At 71.1% G+C, this 18,198-nt stretch carries 19 protein-coding genes; 6 read left to right on the top strand and 13 right to left on the bottom strand.

Going from position 1 to position 18,198, the window contains the following annotated elements; all coding sequences use genetic code 11:
• Window positions 1-4 precede the first annotated feature (4 nt).
• Window positions 5-1,195: a cytochrome P450 gene (locus tag CRP49_RS45685; protein WP_179852070.1), complete on the bottom strand. Its 1,191-nt coding sequence runs from the start codon at window positions 1,193-1,195 to the stop codon at window positions 5-7.
• 72 nt (window positions 1,196-1,267) lie between these two features.
• Entirely contained in the window at window positions 1,268-1,939 is a 672-nt protein-coding gene (locus CRP49_RS45690) for a response regulator transcription factor (protein ID WP_097259190.1), read from the bottom strand.
• Between the two features lie 141 nt (window positions 1,940-2,080).
• Between CRP49_RS45690 and CRP49_RS45695 the strand changes: the two genes are divergently transcribed.
• Window positions 2,081-3,088, top strand: a complete 1,008-nt coding sequence (locus CRP49_RS45695; protein ID WP_257033856.1) for a ferritin-like protein — start codon at window positions 2,081-2,083, stop codon at window positions 3,086-3,088.
• A gap of 30 nt (window positions 3,089-3,118) precedes the next feature.
• Here CRP49_RS45695 and CRP49_RS45700 read toward each other — a convergent pair whose 3' ends face one another.
• Window positions 3,119-4,381 carry a sensor histidine kinase gene (locus CRP49_RS45700; RefSeq protein ID WP_373560436.1) on the bottom strand — a complete coding sequence of 421 codons (1,263 nt, stop codon included), beginning with the start codon at window positions 4,379-4,381 and terminating at the stop codon, window positions 3,119-3,121.
• 179 nt (window positions 4,382-4,560) lie between these two features.
• Here CRP49_RS45700 and CRP49_RS45705 point away from each other — a divergent pair, with 179 nt between their 5' ends.
• The gene (locus CRP49_RS45705; protein ID WP_097259191.1) at window positions 4,561-4,761 is read left to right on the top strand and encodes a hypothetical protein; all 201 of its coding nucleotides are present in this window, start codon (window positions 4,561-4,563) and stop codon (window positions 4,759-4,761) included.
• A 54-nt stretch (window positions 4,762-4,815) separates the two neighbouring features.
• Here CRP49_RS45705 and CRP49_RS45710 read toward each other — a convergent pair whose 3' ends face one another.
• The 3 genes from CRP49_RS45710 to CRP49_RS45720 form a co-directional block, all read right to left on the bottom strand.
• A complete protein-coding gene (locus tag CRP49_RS45710) occupies window positions 4,816-5,205 on the bottom strand; it encodes a ribonuclease domain-containing protein (RefSeq protein WP_097259192.1) in 390 nt (129 codons plus the stop codon).
• 149 nt (window positions 5,206-5,354) lie between these two features.
• Complete coding sequence (locus CRP49_RS45715; protein WP_097259193.1) at window positions 5,355-5,987, bottom strand: dihydrofolate reductase family protein; 633 nt, start codon at window positions 5,985-5,987, stop codon at window positions 5,355-5,357.
• 74 nt (window positions 5,988-6,061) lie between these two features.
• Entirely contained in the window at window positions 6,062-6,880 is an 819-nt protein-coding gene (locus tag CRP49_RS45720) for an AIM24 family protein (protein WP_097259194.1), read from the bottom strand.
• 102 nt (window positions 6,881-6,982) lie between these two features.
• Between CRP49_RS45720 and CRP49_RS45725 the strand changes: the two genes are divergently transcribed.
• On the top strand, window positions 6,983-7,732 hold the full coding sequence (locus tag CRP49_RS45725) for an SDR family oxidoreductase (protein WP_097259195.1): 750 nt from the start codon (window positions 6,983-6,985) through the stop codon (window positions 7,730-7,732).
• Between the two features lie 73 nt (window positions 7,733-7,805).
• On the opposite strand, the gene alc is transcribed toward CRP49_RS45725, so the two are convergent.
• On the bottom strand, window positions 7,806-8,921 hold the full coding sequence (gene alc, locus CRP49_RS45730) for an allantoicase (RefSeq protein ID WP_097259382.1): 1,116 nt from the start codon (window positions 8,919-8,921) through the stop codon (window positions 7,806-7,808).
• A 53-nt stretch (window positions 8,922-8,974) separates the two neighbouring features.
• On the bottom strand, window positions 8,975-10,312 hold the full coding sequence (gene allB / locus CRP49_RS45735) for an allantoinase AllB (RefSeq protein WP_097259196.1): 1,338 nt from the start codon (window positions 10,310-10,312) through the stop codon (window positions 8,975-8,977).
• Between the two features lie 273 nt (window positions 10,313-10,585).
• On the opposite strand from allB, the gene CRP49_RS45740 reads away from it, so the two are divergent.
• Entirely contained in the window at window positions 10,586-11,380 is a 795-nt protein-coding gene (locus tag CRP49_RS45740) for an IclR family transcriptional regulator (RefSeq protein ID WP_097259197.1), read from the top strand.
• Between the two features lie 51 nt (window positions 11,381-11,431).
• On the opposite strand, the gene CRP49_RS47445 is transcribed toward CRP49_RS45740, so the two are convergent.
• From CRP49_RS47445 to CRP49_RS45755, 4 genes are all read right to left on the bottom strand, one after another.
• Window positions 11,432-11,590 (bottom strand): hypothetical protein, encoded by a 159-nt coding sequence (locus CRP49_RS47445; RefSeq protein WP_179852071.1) that lies wholly within the window; start codon window positions 11,588-11,590, stop codon window positions 11,432-11,434.
• 108 nt (window positions 11,591-11,698) lie between these two features.
• The gene (locus CRP49_RS49015) at window positions 11,699-14,431 is read right to left on the bottom strand and encodes a caspase family protein (protein WP_107487144.1); all 2,733 of its coding nucleotides are present in this window, start codon (window positions 14,429-14,431) and stop codon (window positions 11,699-11,701) included.
• Window positions 14,428-14,775: a hypothetical protein gene (locus tag CRP49_RS45750; RefSeq protein WP_257033886.1), complete on the bottom strand. Its 348-nt coding sequence runs from the start codon at window positions 14,773-14,775 to the stop codon at window positions 14,428-14,430. The genes CRP49_RS49015 and CRP49_RS45750 overlap by 4 nt, the downstream gene beginning before the upstream one ends.
• Window positions 14,776-14,817: 42 nt before the next feature.
• Window positions 14,818-15,144 (bottom strand): DUF5955 family protein, encoded by a 327-nt coding sequence (locus CRP49_RS45755; RefSeq protein ID WP_097259200.1) that lies wholly within the window; start codon window positions 15,142-15,144, stop codon window positions 14,818-14,820.
• Between the two features lie 132 nt (window positions 15,145-15,276).
• On the opposite strand from CRP49_RS45755, the gene CRP49_RS45760 reads away from it, so the two are divergent.
• Together CRP49_RS45760 and aceB are read left to right on the top strand one after the other, a co-directional pair.
• On the top strand, window positions 15,277-15,894 hold the full coding sequence (locus tag CRP49_RS45760; RefSeq protein ID WP_097259201.1) for an NTP transferase domain-containing protein: 618 nt from the start codon (window positions 15,277-15,279) through the stop codon (window positions 15,892-15,894).
• Window positions 15,895-16,078: 184 nt separating this feature from the next.
• Window positions 16,079-17,704, top strand: a complete 1,626-nt coding sequence (aceB, locus tag CRP49_RS45765; protein ID WP_097259202.1) for a malate synthase A — start codon at window positions 16,079-16,081, stop codon at window positions 17,702-17,704.
• 43 nt (window positions 17,705-17,747) lie between these two features.
• On the opposite strand, the gene CRP49_RS45770 is transcribed toward aceB, so the two are convergent.
• The coding region (locus tag CRP49_RS45770; RefSeq protein ID WP_143670121.1) for a WD40 repeat domain-containing protein at window positions 17,748-18,198 on the bottom strand (451 nt) is incomplete at its 5' end.

Raw genomic sequence — 18,198 nt, forward strand, 5'->3', positions numbered from 1 at the left:
CGGCTCACCAGCGCACCGGAAGGCTGCGCATCCCTCTCATCAGCAGGCCCGGCAGCCACTCGCCCGGGGAGCCGTCGAGTGCCAGTCCGGGGGCGCGCTCCAGGAGGGAGCCGATGGCCGTGCGGCCCTCCAGGCGGGCCAGGGGTGCGCCCAGGCAGTAGTGGATGCCGTGGCCGAAGGCGAGGTGGCCGCGGGTGTCGCGGCGGATGTCGAACCGGTGCGGGTCGCCGTAGCGGCCGCCGTCGCGCTGGGCGGCGGTGAGGCCGACCACCACGTGCTCGCCCTGCTCGATCGCCGTGCCGGCTATCTCCAGGGGCTCGGCGGCGTACCGGAACGTGGCGCTCTGCACCGGACCGTCGTAGCGCAGCATCTCCTCGACGGCGCCGTCCAGGAGGCTCATGTCGGCACGCAGGGCGGCGAGTTGGTCGGGGTGGGTGAGCAGGGCGAGGACGCCGTTGCCGATGAGGTTGACCGTGGTCTCATGGCCGGCGATGAGCAGCAGGAAGGCCATGCCGCGCAGTTCCGGCGGGGAGAGCCGGTCGCCGTCCTCGGCGGTGGTGCGGATCAGGTCGCTGAGCAGGTCGTCGGTCGGTCCGGCGGACCGCTTGTCCTCGATCAGCTCGGTCAGGTACTCGCCGAGGCGGATGATCGCCTCGTACTCCGTGTCCCCGTTGGTCGGTGCGACCACCTCGGTGGACAGCTTCCGGAACTCGGCGCGGTCCATGTCCGGGACACCGAGGAGTTCGCAGATGACGGTGATGGGCAGCGGGAAGGCGAGCGCGTCGATGAGGTCGGCGTGGCCGCGCGGCATCATCTCGTCCAGCAGGTCGTCGGTGATCTGCTGGATCCGCGGGCGCAGCCGCTCCACCCGGCGCATCGTGAACGCGCGGGTGACGAGGCCGCGCAGGCGGGTGTGCTGCGGCGGGTCGGTGGCCAGCAGGTTCTTGCCGATGACCTCCTCGTCCAGGAAGGCCGCGCCGATCTTGGAGCCGTCCTTGGCCAGCCGGGGGTCGGCGAGGGCCGCGCGCGCCTCTTCGTATCCCACGATCAGCCAGGTCTCGTAGTTCTCGTCCGCTCCCGGCAGCCGGACGCGGTGCACCGGGCCCTGCTCGCGCAGGCGCTCGTACACCGGATGCGGGTCCCGGCGGAACGCGTCCCCGAACTCCCCCAGATCGACCACGTGTTGCCTGTCCATCGCTCCCCTTCCGGACTCCCCCGAGGCCCACCGGGCACCTCCCGGTGCAGGGACAACGCCCGGGGTGCCCGCTTAGTGCCCGTCCTCGTCGAGGAGTCCCGCGTCATAGGCCAGCAGGGCGATCTGGACCCGGTTGTTGAGGCCGAGTTTGGCGAGGATGCGGGAGACGTGGGTCTTGACGGTGGCCACGCTCATGAACAGCTCCGCGGCGATCTGGGCGTTGGCCAGGCCCCGGCCGACGGCGACGGCGACCTCCCGCTCGCGCTCGTTGAGCGCGGCGAGCCGCTCCCGCGCGCGTGCCTGCCGGGAGTCCGCCGCGGTGCCGGCCGCGTGCCGCATCAACTGGCGGGTGACGGCGGGTGACAGCACCGGTTCCCCGGCCGCGACCCGGCGCACCGCGTCGACGATCTCGGCGGGCGGGGTGTCCTTGAGCACGAACCCGGCGGCACCCGCGCGCAGGGCGTGCAGCACCTGCTCGTCGGCGTGGAAGGTGGTGAGCACGACGACCTGCGGAGCGTCCTTGCGGCCGCGCAACTGCTCCGTGGCCGTCAGTCCGTCCACCGACGGCATGCGGATGTCCATCAGGACCACGTCCGGGCGGGTGCGGTCGACGACCGCCTCGACCTCGCCGCCGTCCGCGGCCTCGCCGACGATCTCGATGTCGTCGGCCCCGCCCATCATGAGGGACAGGCCGGCCCGCACCAGCGGATCGTCGTCGACGAGAAGCAGTCTGATCGCAGTCATGGGCCTCACGAAATCATGGTTCACGACGGGGCTTCGGCCGTACAGGTGGTCCTGCGGACACGAACGCATCGAGCCCGACCCGGCATGCACATGCCCTCCAGACTTGCCAGGACCAGTGCCGCAAGTCGAAAGGGAATCACCATGACGGAAACGGTTCTCGACTATGAGAGCGACGCGATCTGCGAGCTGATGGAGGTGGAGGAAGAAGCGCGCACCGACGACTGGCTGCAGAGCTCCCTCCAGCAGGCGATCATGCTGGAACTCGCAACCCTGCCGCCTTATCTGTGCGGTTACTGGTCGATGATCGAGAAGACCGAGGAGGACAAGAAGATCTCCTTCATGATCAGGGAGATCATCTTCGACGAGATGTCCCACCTGGGACACGTGTGCAATCTCCTCACCACGATCGGCGGGTCCGCTCATCGCGGACACGAAGGTCGTGGCCCCCTACCCCTGCAATCTGCCGGGCGGAGTGCGCCCCAACCTTCCGGACGAAGACGGCCAGGACAAGAACCTGACCGTCTACCTGAGCGGGCTGACCAGGAAATCGGTCGAGATGTACTCCCGAATCGAGGCGCCCGCGAAGCCGCTTGCCAAGTTCGCGGCAGAGGACGACGGGAAGGCCTCTTCGCGATCAAGAACCTGGCGGACGCCGAGAAGGCAATCAAGATCATCCAGGAGCAGGGCGAAGGTACCCACTCGATGCCGGAGAACCCGCACGACGGGTACGAGGGCGAGCTTGCCCACTACTACACGTTCCGGCAGCTGTACCGGGGCAAGAAGCTGATCAAGGTGCAGGAGCAGCCTCCCAAGTGGGACTTCGAGGGGGCCGCCATCACGATGCCCGGCGCGCTCCCCATGGGCGTGGTCCCGAAGGGCGGGTGGGCAAAGGACAAGAAGACCGAACCCGACGCGCAGGTCCAGAAGCTCCTGAAGGAATTCAACAACACCTTCAGTTCGATGCTCCGGTCGTTGGAGTTGGCCTGGCAGCAGGACAGTCCGAAGGACGCCGAAACGCACATGTCGGACGCGGTCGCAGAGATGTACAACCTGGGCGGCCCCGCACTGCAGTTGATGGAAAAGCCCCTGCCCAACGACCCTGCCAAGAGGTACGGACCGGAGTTCCTCTACATCCCGAAGAAGCCCTGAGCACAGCCGCGCCCAGCCGGCGACAGCCCCTCAGCCCCCGCCCCACGGCAACCAGGCCCGCACCTCGAACCCCCCGTCCGCCGTCGCCCCGTGCTCCAGGCGGCCGCCGGTCAGCGTGGCTCGTTCGGTCAGGCCGATCAGGCCCTGGCCGGAGCCGGGGACGGGCGGAGCCTCCGACTCGGGGGCGGGGTTGCGGACCGTGAGGGACAGGCCGCCGCCCGGGGCGCCTGTGACAGAGACCGTGACCTCGGTGCCGGGGGCGTGTTTGCGGGCGTTGGTCAGGGCCTCCTGGGCGATGCGGTAGGCGGTGCGGCCGACCGAGGCGGGGACGGCGGCCGGGTCGGTGACGCGCTGGTCGAGGGTGACCTTCATGCCCGCCTCACGGCACTCGGCGACCAGCGCGTCCAACGCGGCCAGCGTCGGCTGCGGGCGGCTCCCGGCCGCGTCGTCGGACTCCCCGGCCCGCAGTACGCCGATGATCTCCCGGAGGTCCTGCAGCGCCTCGTGGGCGCTCTCCCGGATGACCCCGGCGGCCCGCGCGATCTCCTCGCGCGGCGCGTCCGGACGGAACTCCAGGGCTCCGGCGTGCACGCTGAGCAGGGTGAGCCGGTGCGCGAGCACGTCGTGCATCTCGCGGGCTATGGCCTCGCGGGCGAGCCGCTGCGCCTGCTCGGCGCGCAGCCGCGCCTCGGTCTCCGCGCGCCGGGCCCGGTCGCGCAGGCTCAGCATGAGCTGCCGCTTGGAGCGGACGAACATGCCCCAGCCGACGAGGGAGACGGTGAGCAGCACACTGAAGGCGACGACTCCGGCAAAGGGCAGTTCGGGGTCGGGGCGCAGCCAGTAGAAGAGCGGGAGCAGGGCGAGGTCGACGCCGCCGATCCAGGCGACGTAGCGGAAGGGCCGGTGCACCGCGAGGGTGAAGACGACGACCATCGCGGCGCCACCCGCGGTGTTGGACAGGAACCCGACCGGGATCATCGCGACGGCGAGCCCGACCGGCCACCGGCGGCGCAGCCAGAGCGCCCCGCAGGAGAGGGCGCCCAGCGCCTGGTCGAGCACGGCGGCGGAGTGCGGCAGTCCGGTTTCCTTGGGCAGGGCGTCCGCGGCCGCCAGGCCGAGGACGACGGCCAGCAGGAAGCACGAGAAGTCGACGACCCAGTCGCGCGCGGTGCGCCGCGGCCGTCGGCCCGAGGACTCGGCGTCCGGGTCCAGTTCGTGCATCAGGGCGGACGGGAACAGCCACCGGCGGCCCGCGAACTCCTGCGGCGCCCGCGCCGGTTCGTCACTACTCACGGTCGACAAATCTACGCAGCATCGGCTCCGGCGACCGCCCCCCGCCGCGGATCGCCGACCAAAGTCGCACCGCCATGGACTTTCGGTGATTCCGCCCGGGCGGGACGTCAGCCTTGCGGCACACACGACTCGCCCCGCGGCCGATGTGTGGGGGGAGGCCGCAGGGCGAGAGTCGTGCCATGAAACAACTGCTGGAACTTCTCGGATTCGTCGCCCTGGTGCAGGGCGTGCTGGGCCTGGTGCACGAGTTCACCGACTGGCACGTGGGTCTCGTGCAACGGATCGGCTTCCTCGACGGCTACGAGGTCTACGCGAGCGTGGCGCTCGTGCTGCTCGCGTTCGCGCTGTTCGCCGTCGCGGACGGCCGGAGGTCCGGCTGAGCGCGGACCGGACTCCGGCCGGGCGCACCGTTCCCTAGGACCGGACCATACGGCTCAGCAGCCGAAGTCGATCAGGTCGAACGTGGCGTAGTGGTCCGAGGTGTAGTAGTCCTCCTGGGTCTCCTCACCGGTGACGATGCGTCGGGCACCGCGCGTGGAGGAGCCGGGGGTCTTCACCGTGTACTCGTGGTAGTAGCCGGACGACTGCTTGGGCAGGACGCCTTCACGGTTGGAGAAGACGGTGCCGTCCTGCGAGTACGGGAAGGGACCGCCCTGGTCGATGAGGTCCAGGGTGTCGTACGCCTGCGACGGCAGGTCGCTGTAGCAGATGCTCCCGACCGAGGCGGCGTTCGCCGTCGTGGCGGAGACGGTGCCGCCCACGAGGAGGGCGGACAGGAGGGCGGCTGCAGCGCCGATGCGAGTTGCGCGTGGGGGGAATCTCATGGCTCCATGATGACGCGCGTAGACGTTGGCATGTCAACGACAAAGTTGAAGATTTTCCCGTCAAGTCCGATGAGTTTTCAGGAAGTTAACCTCCCGACCGGCGACCCCCACGCCGTCCCCACGGGGCCGCCGGCCAGCCACGGCTCGCCTCAGGCCTGGGCGTCTTCGGGGAGTTCGTAGGCCCCGTACTCCGGGGCGCCCAGCAGGTCGTACGACTGGATGGAGACGCCCCCGCCGGTGACGCGGCCGCCGGTGTGCCGGAAGCGGGTGGGGACCGCGCCCTCCGCGAACAGGCGGCGGCCGGCGCCGAGGACGACCGGGAAGGTCAGCACGTGCAGCGTGTCGATCAGCCGCAGGTCCAGCAGGGAGCGGACCAGGGCGCCGCTCCCGTGGATCTGGAGTTCGCCGTCCGTGCGCTCCTTGAGGGCCGTGACCTCCTTGGCGAGGTCGCCGCCGACCACGGTGGTGCCGGACCACTCCGGTGCCGTCAGCGTGGAGGAGACGACGTACTTCGGGAGGGCGTTCAGCTTGCCGGCGATCGGGTCGGCCGGGTCGGTCATCTTCGGCCAGTAGGAGGCGAAGATGTCGTACGTACGGCGGCCGAGCAGGAAGGCGCCCGCGCGGTCGAAGACCTCGACGACGAACCGGCCGAAGTCGTCGTCGCCGTACGTGAAGCTCCAGCCGCCCTGGTCGAAGCCGCCGCTGGTGTCCTCCTGGGGGCCGCCGGGCGCCTGGTAGACGCCGTCGAGGGTGACGAAGATGGTGGAGACGAGCTTGCCCATGGCGGGTGCCTTCTTCCGGGTGCGGGATCTGTTGTCATCACCTCAGACCCCGCACCCACCCGCAACTCATCGGTTCAGCCGGTGTGGGTCGAGAACAGTCCGCCGGTCGGGCCCTGCTTGTCGCCGCCCTGGGCCTTCTTCAGGGCGTTGGCGAGGCTCTCGATGGTGAGGGACTGCAGGATCACCCGGCCGTTGCCCTCCAGCGTGGCCAGGGACAGGCCCTCGCCGCCGAAGACGGCGTTCATGATGCCCTGGCGGTTGAGGCCGCCGACGCGCTGGACGCCGTACTGGATGCCCTCCTCGAAGGCGACCACACAGCCGGTGTCCACCTCGATGCGGCCGCCGAAGTCCGCCGGGTTCAGGTCGATGAAGTTGCCCGCGCCCGCGATGATCACCGTGCCGTGCCCGGTGAACTTCTCCAGGATGAAGCCCTCGCCGCCGCTCATGCCGGTGCGGCCGCCCTGGAAGGCGATGCCGAACTGGACGGTGGACTCGGCGGCCACGAAGGCGTCCTTCTCGGCGAACCACGCGCGCGTGCCGTCCAGCTCCAGGGCGCGCATCTCGCCGGGCAGCACGCCCGCGAAGCCGACCGTGCCCTCACCGCCCTGGGCGCTGAAGTACTGGAAAGCCAGCGACTCGCCGGCCAGCATGCGCTGGCCGACCTGCATGGCGGTGCCCATGGCCTGGCGCAGCATGCCGCCCATGCCGCCGCCCGAGCCGCTCTGCTGACCGCCGTTGCCGTTGCCCGAGGGGCCGGACAGGCGGGTCTCCATGGTCACGTTCGTCGTCTTGAACAGGAACTTCCCCGCCTCGCAGTACACGGTCTGGCCGGGGTGCAGGTTGACGACCGCCATCTGCATGGCGTTGCCCACGATCTCTTGCTGAAGGGTCACGCGGGGAGAACGCGGGAGATGGAGCGAAGAGTTCCGACGGTCGCCGGATTCGGTGTCCGTTCGCCGCCAGCGGACGGACTGCGCGGTCGCTGAGATGGAGACATGACAGCTCAGGGAAGTCTGAAGGACAAGGTGGCCCTGGTGACCGGCGGCAGCCGGGGCATCGGGGCGGCGGTCGCGCTGCGGCTCGCGCGCGCGGGTGCGGATGTGGCGGTGACCTACGTGCACGGCAAGGAGGCGGCCGAGGACGTCGTACGGGCCGTGGAGGCGCTGGGGCGCCGGGCGGTGGCCCTGCGCGCCGACTCGGCGGACGCCAGGGAGGCGGCGGGCGCGGCGGAGCGTACGGCGGAGGTGTACGGCGGGCTCGACGTGCTGGTGAACAACGTGGGCGTGGGGCTGCTGGGCCCGCTGCACACGCTCACTCTGGAGGACGTCGACCGGGTGCTCGCGGTGAACGTGCGCGGGGTGTTCCTGGCCTCCCAGGCGGCGGCCGCGCGGATGCCGGCCGGCGGGCGGATCGTCACGATCGGTACGTGCATGACGCAGCGGGTGCCGGGGCCGGGCGGGACGCTGTACGCGACGAGCAAGGCGGCGCTGGTCGGGCTGACGAAGGCGCTCGCGAGAGAGCTGGGGGAACGGGGGATCACCGCGAACATCGTTCATCCCGGACCGACGGACACGGACATGAACCCCGCGTCCGGGCCGTATGCGTCCGCACAGGCGGGGATGACGGCGTTGGGGCGGTTCGGGACTCCCGATGAGGTGGCCTCGATGGTGGCCTACCTGGCGGGGCCGGAGGCGGCTTACGTGACGGGCGCGGAGTTCGCGGTCGACGGGGGACACGCGGCCTGAGCCTTCCCGGCGGACACGTGGGGCGCACCAGTGCTGTCCAGGCCGGTGCGCCCCACGCGCGTTTGAGGGTGGATCAGCCGCCCAGCTCCTGGTGGCGGGTCGACAGGGCGGTCGTGCCCGTCTCCGTCAGGGTGCCGTAGAGGCGCAGGCGGGAGATGCCGCCGTCGGGGAAGATGTCCACGCGCGCGTGCGTGCCGACGGCAGGCTGCGGGAGCACGAAGCGGTGGTTGGTGTCGGGCTGGAGGCGGGTGCGCGGGAGGATCTCGGTCCACTCGCCGCTCTCACCGTCCTTGACGGAGACGGAGGCCCAGCCGGCGCTGTTGCCCTTCAGGTAGGCCGTGTCGATCTCGATCGCGCGGATCTGGGACTGGGCGGCCAGCCGGTAGCGGATCCAGTCGTTGCCCTGGTCGCGGCGGCGGCGCGTCTCCCAGCCGTCGTCCATCTTGCGGGAGCGGCCCGGCTGGATGGTGTTGGTGGCCGGGGAGTAGAAGAGGTTGGAGGCGTCCTCGACCTGGCCGCCGTTCTCCAGGGCGACCACGTCGAAGGTGCCCAGGACCGACAGCCACTCGGGGTCGGGTACGACCTCGCCGTACACACGCAGGCGCGCGATGCCGCCGTCGGGGTGCTGGTTGACGCGCAGGTGGGTGAAGCGCTGTTCGACGGAGACGGCGAAGCCGTTCGCCGCGTGGCCGCCCACCGGCGTGCGCGGGACCAGCGTCGTCCACTTCACGTCGTCGGACAGCAGCTCCTCGGGCGACGGGGAGCCGGGCACCGAGGCACCCTCGACCGACACGGCCTGCGGGTAGTTGCCGCGGAAGTGGGCCGTGTCGACGACGATGCCGCGCACGACACCCGGTGCGCCGAGGCGGACCAGCGCCCAGTCGTGGTCCTCGGCCGTGGGCCACGGGTGCTCGGCGGAGGCGCCGCGCCGACGGCGGGTCTCCCAGCCGTCCATGATCTTGCCCTTGTGGCCGAAGTGCTCGGGGTCGAACTCGGCCGCCTCGGGCAGCAGCAGGTTCTCCCGCTGGGCGAAGAACTCGTCGTTGGCGGCGATGACTCCGGCGCCGAGCTGCCGGTCGGCGAGGTTGGCGTACTGGGTGAAGGGGAAGTCGGCGGTGCGGTAGTCCGCGTACGGGTCGCCTCCTCCGTACGGGTTCGCGTCGCCGGTGAAGCTGGGTGTCGCCGTCACGGTGATCAGGGGTTCCTTTCGGGAGTCGGCGGGGTGCGGGTGCGGAAGGTGGCTCACTGGGTGCGGGAGAGCAGCCGGCCCTTCGGCTCGGTGAACTCGCCGTCGGCGACGATGCGCTCGCCGCGCAGCCAGGTGGACTTCACGACGCCGTACAGGGTCTTGCCGGCGTACGCGGTGACCCGGTTGCGGTGCTGGAGGCCGGCCGGGTCGACGGTGAAGGTCTCGTCCGGGGCGAGCACGGCGAAGTCGGCGTCACGGCCGGCCTCGATGGCGCCCTTGTCGCGCAGGCCGGCCAGGGCGGCCGTCCGCGTGGACATCCAGCGGACGACGTCGTCGAGACCGTGGCCGCGCTTGCGGGCCTCGGTCCACACGGCCGACAGGCTCAGCTGGAGGCCGGAGATGCCGCCCCAGGCGGTGGCGAAGTCGTCGGTCTTCAGGTCGGCCGTCGAGGGCGAGTGGTCGGTGACCACGCAGTCGATGACGCCGTCGGCCAGTGCCTGCCAGAGCAGGTCCTGGTTGGCGGCCTCGCGGATGGGCGGGCAGCACTTGAACTCGCTGGCGCCGTCGGGGACTTCCTCGGCCGTCAGCGTCAGGTAGTGCGGGCAGGTCTCGACCGTGACCCGGACGCCCTCCTCCCGGGCGGCGGCGATCAGCGGCAGCGCGTCGCTGGAGGACAGGTGCAGGATGTGCACGCGCGCCCCCAGGCGCCTGGCCTGGGCGATGAGGCTCGCGATGGCCGTGTCCTCGGCGTCGCGCGGACGCGAGGCCAGGAAGTCGGCGTACTTGGGGCCGCCCTGCTGCGGGGCGGCGGCGAGGTGGTGCGGGTCCTCGGCGTGCACGATGAGGAGGCCGTCGAAGCCGGCGATCTCCGCCAGGGACTGGGCGAGCCGGTCCTGGTCGAGGTGCGGGAACTCGTCCACGCCCGACGGCGACAGGAACGCCTTGAAGCCGAAGACCCCGGCGTCGTGCAGCGGGCGCAGGTCCTTGACGTTGTCGGGCAGGGCGCCGCCCCAGAAGCCGACGTCGATGTGCGCCTTGTCGGCGGCGACCCGCTGCTTCACCCGCAGGTTCTCGACCGTCGTGGTCGGCGGGAGGGAGTTGAGGGGCATGTCGACGAGCGTCGTGATGCCGCCGGCCGCCGCCGCGCGCGTGGCGGTCCAGAAGCCCTCCCACTCGGTGCGGCCCGGGTCGTTGACGTGCACGTGGGTGTCGACCAGGCCGGGCAGCAGGACGTGGTCGCCGAAGTCCTCCAGGCGTGCCGCGGCCGGGACCTCGGCGTCGTACGGCAGTACGGCCGTGATCTTGCCGGCGGACACGGTGACCGTGGCGGCCCGCGTCCCTTCCGGAGTGATGACGCGCGTCGAGCGCAGCACCAGTTCAGCGTCGGACACCCGAACCCCTCTCTCTGCCGCCGTTTACTTCCAGGAAACGGGATTTACACCCACGTAACGGAATTCAACGTTCTGTTGAAGGAGTCTTCACTCCCGCCACCCCGCCGTCAAGAGGCACACTTCTGGGCAGTGCTCCACGAGTGCCCACTCTGGACGTTTCCACAAAGCGGAATTAGAATTCCAGCAAGCAGAACGTAGCTACGTACAAGCAGGGAGTCAACCGACTGCCGGGTAGGCTTCTGCCCTTCTTGCCAGTCCCGAAAGGAACGCGCCGTGCCGACGTCCAACGCCAGCACCACCGACTTCGCCAAGTCCTCCGCCAGTGGTGGGGTCCAGTCCCTGGAGCGTGCCTTCGACCTGCTCGAGCGGATGGCGGACGCGGGCGGCGAAGTCGGTCTCAGCGAGCTGTCCGCGACCAGCGGGCTGCCGCTGCCCACCATCCACCGCCTGATGCGCACGCTGGTGGCCTGCGGCTACGTACGCCAGCAGCCGAACCGGCGGTACGCGCTCGGCCCGCGGCTGATCCGGCTCGGCGAGTCCTCGTCCCGGCTGCTCGGCACCTGGGCGCGACCGTACCTCGCCCGCCTGGTCGAGGAGACCGGCGAGACGGCGAACATGGCGCTGCTGGACGGTGACGAGATCGTGTACGTGGCGCAGGTGCCGTCGAAGCACTCGATGCGGATGTTCACGGAAGTGGGCCGGCGGGTGTTGCCGCACTCGACCGGCGTGGGGAAGGCGCTGCTGGCTTCCGTGCCCAACGAGGAGGTGCGCGCGCTTCTCTCCCGCACCGGCATGCCGGCCGCGACGGAGAAGACCATCACCACGCCGGACGGGTTCCTGGCCGCGCTGGAGGATGTGCGTCGACTGGGTTACGCCGTGGACGACAACGAGCAGGAGATCGGGGTGCGGTGCCTCGCGGTCTCCGTGCCGGACTCGCCCACGGCGGCGGCGATCTCGATCTCCGGGCCTGCGGGACGGGTCACCGAGGCGGCGACGGACAAGATCGTGCCGGTGCTGCAGGGAATCGCCGTGGAGCTTTCTCAGGCGCTGGCGAGTTCTGGCGCCTGAGGGGAGCGGACTGCGGATCGTCGCGCGGCTGCGGGTGTGCAGCCCCCGGCGTCAGGGCTGCTTCAAGGTGAAGCGTGAGATCGCGTGGGGGTCGTTCGCCGGGAACGTGGCGACCTCGCCCTTGTCGGTCAGGGCGACGAAGACACGGCCGCTGTCCGGGCTGACCGCGATGTCCGAAACCAGGCCGGGGAGATCGACGGGCCTGGCCATTCCTCATCGTGCCGGTGTCGATGACGAAGAGCTGTCCGTCGTAGTCCTCGTTGGCCACGTAGAGGCGGCGGCCGTCGGGGCTGACCGCCACCCGGTGGCCGAAGAAGCTCAGCGGTACGCTCGTCCGGCCCTCGACCGTGCCGGTCCGCGTGTCCACGGCCACGACGGTGCTGGTGTCCTTGCCGTCCTCCACCACGTAGAGGCGGGAGTCGTCGATGGGGCCAGGCCGTACCCGGTGACCGTGCTGCCCTTGCCCGTGTAGATCCGGGTGCCGTCGTTGTTCACCGCGGCGACCTGCCATCCCTTGCCGGGGGTGACGGTACGTACGCTGAGCCTGACGTTCTTGGTGTCGATCGACGACCAGGCCCCGGAGGGAGTGCCGGCCACCCAGGCTCGGTCCCCGGTGGTGTGGATCATGGAGGGCCTGCCGCTCAGTCGCAGGGGATCGCCGAAGGGCTCCATCTCCTCGGTGGCGACGACCGTCACGGTGCCGCCATAGGGTTGGGCCAGATACAGATAGCGTCCGTCCCTCGTGAGCGCCGCGTCGTTCGCGGCCTTCACGAGGAGCGTGCGGCGCCCGGTCGTCCGGCCCGTGGCCGGATCCAGCACCGTGACCTCTCCCGACAGACCCTCGGGTTTCTCCTGCGAGGCCCGGCGCAGCAGACTCACCACGTAGAACCGGTCGCCGTCCGGGCTGAGCACCAGGTCGAGCGGCTGCACCACGACACGCGCGCGGTGCAGCCGGACATCGACGACGGCACCGGCCGAGCCCGCAAGCAGGGGCAGGACGACCAGCGCCGCCACCAGAACTCTCCCCCGCGGTCGCGCCACGGGCCGCTCGGCCGTCCTGGCCCAGCGGGCCAGTACGGTCGTGAGCAGCAGCAGGGCCACCAGGGCCCCGGCGGCGAGCGCGACGTTGCCGAGGGACTCCTGGTAGAACGAGGTGAATCGCGCCCAGGTGGCGGCGGCCACCGCCAGGGCCACCACGACCACCACGAAGGCGTGGGAGCTCAGCGCGAGATCCGGGTAGTCGAAGAACTCCCGCAGCCCCGCGGACTCGTCCAGCAGTAGTACGCCGGCCAGGGCGCCGACGACGGCCACACCGCAGGCCGTGCCCACCACCACGTAGCTCCACAGCGCCCGGGGCGGCCGGAGGTCGAAGCGCACCTCCGGGTTCCTGATCAGGGCGGCCAGGGCGAGGCATGCGGCGGCCAGGAGTGCGGCGTGCGCGGCGAGTCCTGACGGGATGGCCGCGTCCGGCGCATGCGGATCGCCGGCGGCCGACCCGGCGAAGTACACCAGCCCACACAGGGAAGCGGTCGCGGCCCCGAGCACCAGGCCCGGTCCGGTCAGCGCTCCGGTGCGGGGGACCAGGGTGCACACTCCCCCGGCCAGAGCGACCCCGGCCAAGCCGGCGAGGTACCAGGTGATGCTGCCCCACTCCTCCGAGGAGAACCGGGGGTATGCCTCGTTGCGCTGCAGCAGCGCTCCCACCGTCAGCGCGGCCGCGAGCAGGGCCGACCCACCGCAGAGCGCCCGGAGGTTCAACGCGCGGGTGCGCGCCCGAAGCCGCTGCAGGCCGATCGACGCGGCCGTGGGCCACCAGTCCCGTGACGGCCGTCCATGCCTGGGCAACCGCGGCGTCGGCAACCGCAACGCCGGCAGCCGTCGACGCCCCGCTCCGGTCGCCACGGGCGGGTCGCCCTGCGCTAGCGCCACCGGCGCCCGGGTATCCGCACCACCGGGCTGCGACCCCAACAGCGCCGCCCCCGCGCCCACTTCACCGGGCTGCGACCCCGCCGGCGCCGCGCCCGTACTCGTCCCACCAGGCTGCGACCCCACCGGCATCGCCCCCGTACCCACCCCGCTCGGCCGCGGCACCGCCACCGGCGTCCGGGTGCCCGTCCCGCCCAGCAGCCGCTCCGCCGCCTGAGACACCAAGCGGCTGTCGTCTGCCGCCAGCCGCGCGATCTCCTCCTCCACCTTGGCTCGGACCACCTCGTTCCCCTGCCGGCGCAGGTGGTCGAGCACCTCCAGCGCGGACAGGCGTTCGGCCGCGAGCGGGCTCGCCAGGGCGTGGCCGAGGTGGGCGGGCAGCGACCAGTTGACGTTGCGGGCGATGACGATCCGGCCCTCGACGCTGTCCCGCATCATCGGCCGCTGCTGCGGCATCTCGTCGATCACGCGGTCGTGGACGTAGCGGTACAGCTTGTCCATGGTGATGTTGCCGTCGCCGTCCAGGTCGGCGCTGCCCTCACGCAGGCCCTCGACGAGGTGGCGGGTGAAGACCGACTGGACCGCGGAGCCGCTGAGCCGGTCGCCCTCGAACGCATACCTGATGGCGTCGGACGCGGTGAGCACGATCTGGCCCGACCCATGGAACTGTTCGAACGTGTGCACCCCGTCGTCGGCCATGGGGAGGTGGCCCTCCGGGTACGCCCCGCTGTAGCAGCAGTCCAGGATCAGCACCTTGCGGCGCGAGACGCAGTCGGACAGGGCCTGGTGGATCTGGGTGGTCGGCAGCGAGGTGAACAGGGGGCTTTCCCTGCGCGTGTTGCGCATCGCCAGGTACAGGCGGCCGTCCTCGTCCTTGAGGCCGTGGCCGGTGAAGTAGAGCAGCACGAGGTCGTCGGTGCGGCGACCCTCGAAGAGACCGGCCACCGCCTCGCCGACCCGGTGGTGGGGTTCGTTGACGAGCGTTCTGACCTCGAATCCGGCGATCTCCGGGTCGCGCAGCACCGCGGCGAGCGCCTCGACGTCGTGAGCCGGGGCGGTCAGCCGGCGCAGTCCTGGGTCCTGGTGTTCGTAGGTGGCGATCAGCAGCGCCAACCGGCGGCTCATGACGCGTCGGAGTCCGTGCGGTGTGCGTCGGTTTGGCGGCGTACGAAGGCCTCGACGAGGGCGGCCCGCTCCGCATCGGTGGGACCCGGGAGTTCCAGGGTGTCGCCGTCGACGGTGACGACGAGGACGTCCCGTTCGGAGCGGCGGGCGAGCCAGTCGCCGAGGGTGCCGACCAGTGCCGTGAGTACGCCACCCGAAGCGCTCAGGGCCACGATGATCGCGCCGATGGTGACCGGGTCGCCTTTCGCACCGGGCGGGGGCGGTGGTCCGGACGACTCCGCGGTGACCGAGATGACGCCCCTCAACTCCTTTAACTCTCTTCGGAGTTGAGGAGACTGCCGCAGTCTTTCGTGGAAGTTGTCAACGGAGCTTGACGGAAGGCCGGTTCAACCGCCCGACCGGTCGCGCGGCGGCTCCCCGAACAGGTCCACCGCCTCCCGCACCCCCGACAGCCCCCGCGCCAGCGCGCTCACCGAGCCGATCGCGCCCGCTATCAGTAACAGGGACCTGCGCAGGCGCGGGATCTCCGGCATACCGCCGGCGGCCATCGCGGCCAGGGTGGCCAGTTCGTCCTCGGCTATGTCCCGGTCGGGGAACTCCGACGGAAGTGCCGCCAACTCGCGGCGCAGGCGGGACACCGCGGTCCGCAGTTCCGCCACTCTGGTGTCCTCGTCGCTGCCGGTCACTGGCCTCTGCCCCAAGCTCCGCAACACAGCCCTCCCCCCTTGCACGCCCTCGTGCGCGCGGGCCAGTAAACGCCACGCCGTGCGGCGGCGCCACAGCGCGGACCGAAATTCAGCCCAAGGAAACCGGCCGCCGCGGCCCGTGTCAGGTATGCAGGACACATGACGGACAAGCGGGACCCACGGGACCCACACGAGGAGATCGCCGGGCTGCTGCTCGCGGCCGGCGGCGGCAGACGTCTCGGCGGGCGGCCCAAGGCGTTGCTGGAGTACCGGGGGCGCCCCCTGGTGGAGCACGCGGTCGGCGTGCTGCGCGCGGCCGGGTGCGGCCGGATCCACGTCGTGCTCGGGGCACAGGCGGACGACGTCCGGGAGCGGGCCGAGCTGAGCGGCTGCGTGCTGGTCGACAACCCCGACTGGGCCGAGGGCATGGGTTCCTCCCTGCGCGCCGGGCTCGGCTCGCTCGCCGGTACGGGGGCGCGCGCGGCCCTGGTGAGCCTGGTCGACCAGCCGGGGATCGGGCCGGACGCGGTGGCCCGGGTACTCGGTGCGTACGAGGGCGACGGGGCGCTGGTCTCGGCCGCCTACGACGGCGAGCGCGGGCATCCGGTCCTGTTCGGCGCAGCTCACTGGGCGGGCATCGCGGCGACCGCCACCGGCGACCGCGGGGCCCGCGCCTACCTGAAGGAACACGCCTCAACGGTCCGGCTCGTGGAGTGCGCGGACGTGGCCGAGCCGTACGACATCGACACCGAGGCCGACCTGAGCCACCTTGAGTGAACGGGGTGGCACCGAGCGCCACCTTGCCTCGACCCAGAGAATCTCGATATCAACAAACCATTGAAGTTCCACAATGAGGAAACTACTATCCACTGCTCAGAAGCGTCCGACCGCACAGCGGGCGCTCACCGCCCTATTCGTGCCACTTGGCACCCGGTGCCACCGCTGAAGGAAGTGACAGCTCATGTCCGCACCAGCGCCGTCCCCGCTGGCCATCGTCGACGCCGAGCCCCTGCCCCGGCAGGAGGAGGTCCTCACCGACGCGGCGCTCGCCTTCGTGGCGGAGCTGCACCAGCGGTTCACCCCGCGCCGTGACGAACTCCTCGCCCGCCGAGCGGACCGCCGCGCCGAGATCGCCCGCACCTCCACGCTCGACTTCCTCCCGGAGACGGCCGCCGTCCGCGCGGACGACTCCTGGAAGGTCGCCCCGGCCCCGGCCGCGCTGAACGACCGGCGCGTCGAGATCACCGGCCCCACCGACCGCAAGATGACCATCAACGCGCTCAACTCGGGCGCCAAGGTCTGGCTCGCCGACTTCGAGGACGCCTCCGCGCCCACCTGGGAGAACGTGGTCCTCGGCCAGATCAACCTGGTGGACGCCTACACCCGGAACATCGACTTCACGGACGAGCGCACCGGCAAGTCGTACGCCCTGCGCCCGAACGAGGAGCTGGCGACCGTCGTCATGCGCCCGCGCGGCTGGCACCTGAACGAGCGCCACCTCGTCGACGCCGACGGCAAGCCGGTCCCCGGTGCCTTCGTCGACTTCGGCCTGTACTTCTTCCACAACGCCCAGCGCCTGCTGGACCTCGGCAAGGGCCCGTACTTCTACCTGCCCAAGACCGAGTCGCACCTCGAGGCCCGCCTGTGGAACGAGGTGTTCGTCTTCGCGCAGGACTACCTCGGCATCCCGCAGGGCACCATCCGCGCCACCGTCCTGATCGAGACGATCACGGCGGCGTACGAGATGGAGGAGATCCTCTACGAACTCCGCGATCACGCCGCGGGTCTGAACGCCGGCCGCTGGGACTACCTGTTCTCCATCGTGAAGAACTTCCGTGACGGCGGGGCGAAGTTCGTGCTGCCGGACCGCAACGCGGTGACGATGACGGCCCCGTTCATGCGGGCGTACACCGAACTCCTCGTCCGCACCTGCCACAAGCGCGGCGCGCACGCGATCGGCGGCATGGCGGCGTTCATCCCGTCGCGCCGGGACGCCGAGGTCAACAAGGTCGCGTTCGAGAAGGTCCGCGCCGACAAGGACCGCGAGGCGAACGACGGCTTCGACGGCTCCTGGGTCGCCCACCCCGACCTGGTCCCGATCGCCATGGAGTCCTTCGACCGGGTCCTCGGCGACAAGCCCAACCAGAAGGACCGCCTGCGCGAGGACGTCCACGTCGAGGCGGCCGACCTCATCGCCATCGACTCGCTCGACGCGAAGCCGACGTACCACGGTCTCGTCAACGCCGTCCAGGTCGGCATCCGGTACATCGAGGCCTGGCTGCGCGGCCTCGGCGCGGTCGCCATCTTCAACCTGATGGAGGACGCGGCCACCGCCGAGATCTCCCGCTCCCAGATCTGGCAGTGGATCAACGCGGGCGTCGAGTTCGAGAACGGCGACCGGGCCACCCCGGAGCTGGCCCGCAAGGTCGCCGCCGAGGAACTGGACGCCATCCGCAAGGAGATCGGCGAGGAGGCCTTCGCGGCCGGCCACTGGCAGGAGGCCCACGACCTGCTGCTCCAGGTGTCCCTCGACGAGAACTACGCCGACTTCCTCACCCTGCCGGCGTACGAGCAGCTGCGCGGCTGACAGCGCTGTGAACGCCCCCGGCACCGCTCGGCGCCGGGGGCGTTCACATGGGCAGCCCGTGGCGCCGGCGCTCTTCGGCGGACAGCTCGGCCGGCTCGGCCGCGACCTGTTCCAGGAGCGCTTCGCAACTCCGGGCGTCCGTGCCGTCGGGCAGCGACCAGGTGTAGCGGCGGTGGTCCTCGCCGATCACGACGAACGAGCGGCCGCCGCCGGACCAGTACGCGTCCAGCGGCACCCGGCACTCCAGCCGGGACACGGCCTGGCACGCTCCCGTCTCCGCCCGCCAGAAGGCGACCCACCCGTCCCCCGCGGTCGCGAGCAGGCGTCCGTCGGGGGACCACAGGAGCACGGCGGCCCTGCCGTAGGTGGCGGCGGAGCGCACCAGGGGTGTGCCGTCGTCGGCGGCGCGGATCCGTACGGCCGACTCCCCGTCGAGGAAGGCGAGCCGGCGTCCGTCGGGCGACCAGCAGGCCGCGCCGGCGGTGGCCCCCTCG

Source organism: Streptomyces sp. Ag109_G2-15 (genome assembly GCF_900215565.1).
Classification (GTDB): Bacteria; Actinomycetota; Actinomycetes; order Streptomycetales; family Streptomycetaceae; genus Streptomyces; species Streptomyces diastatochromogenes.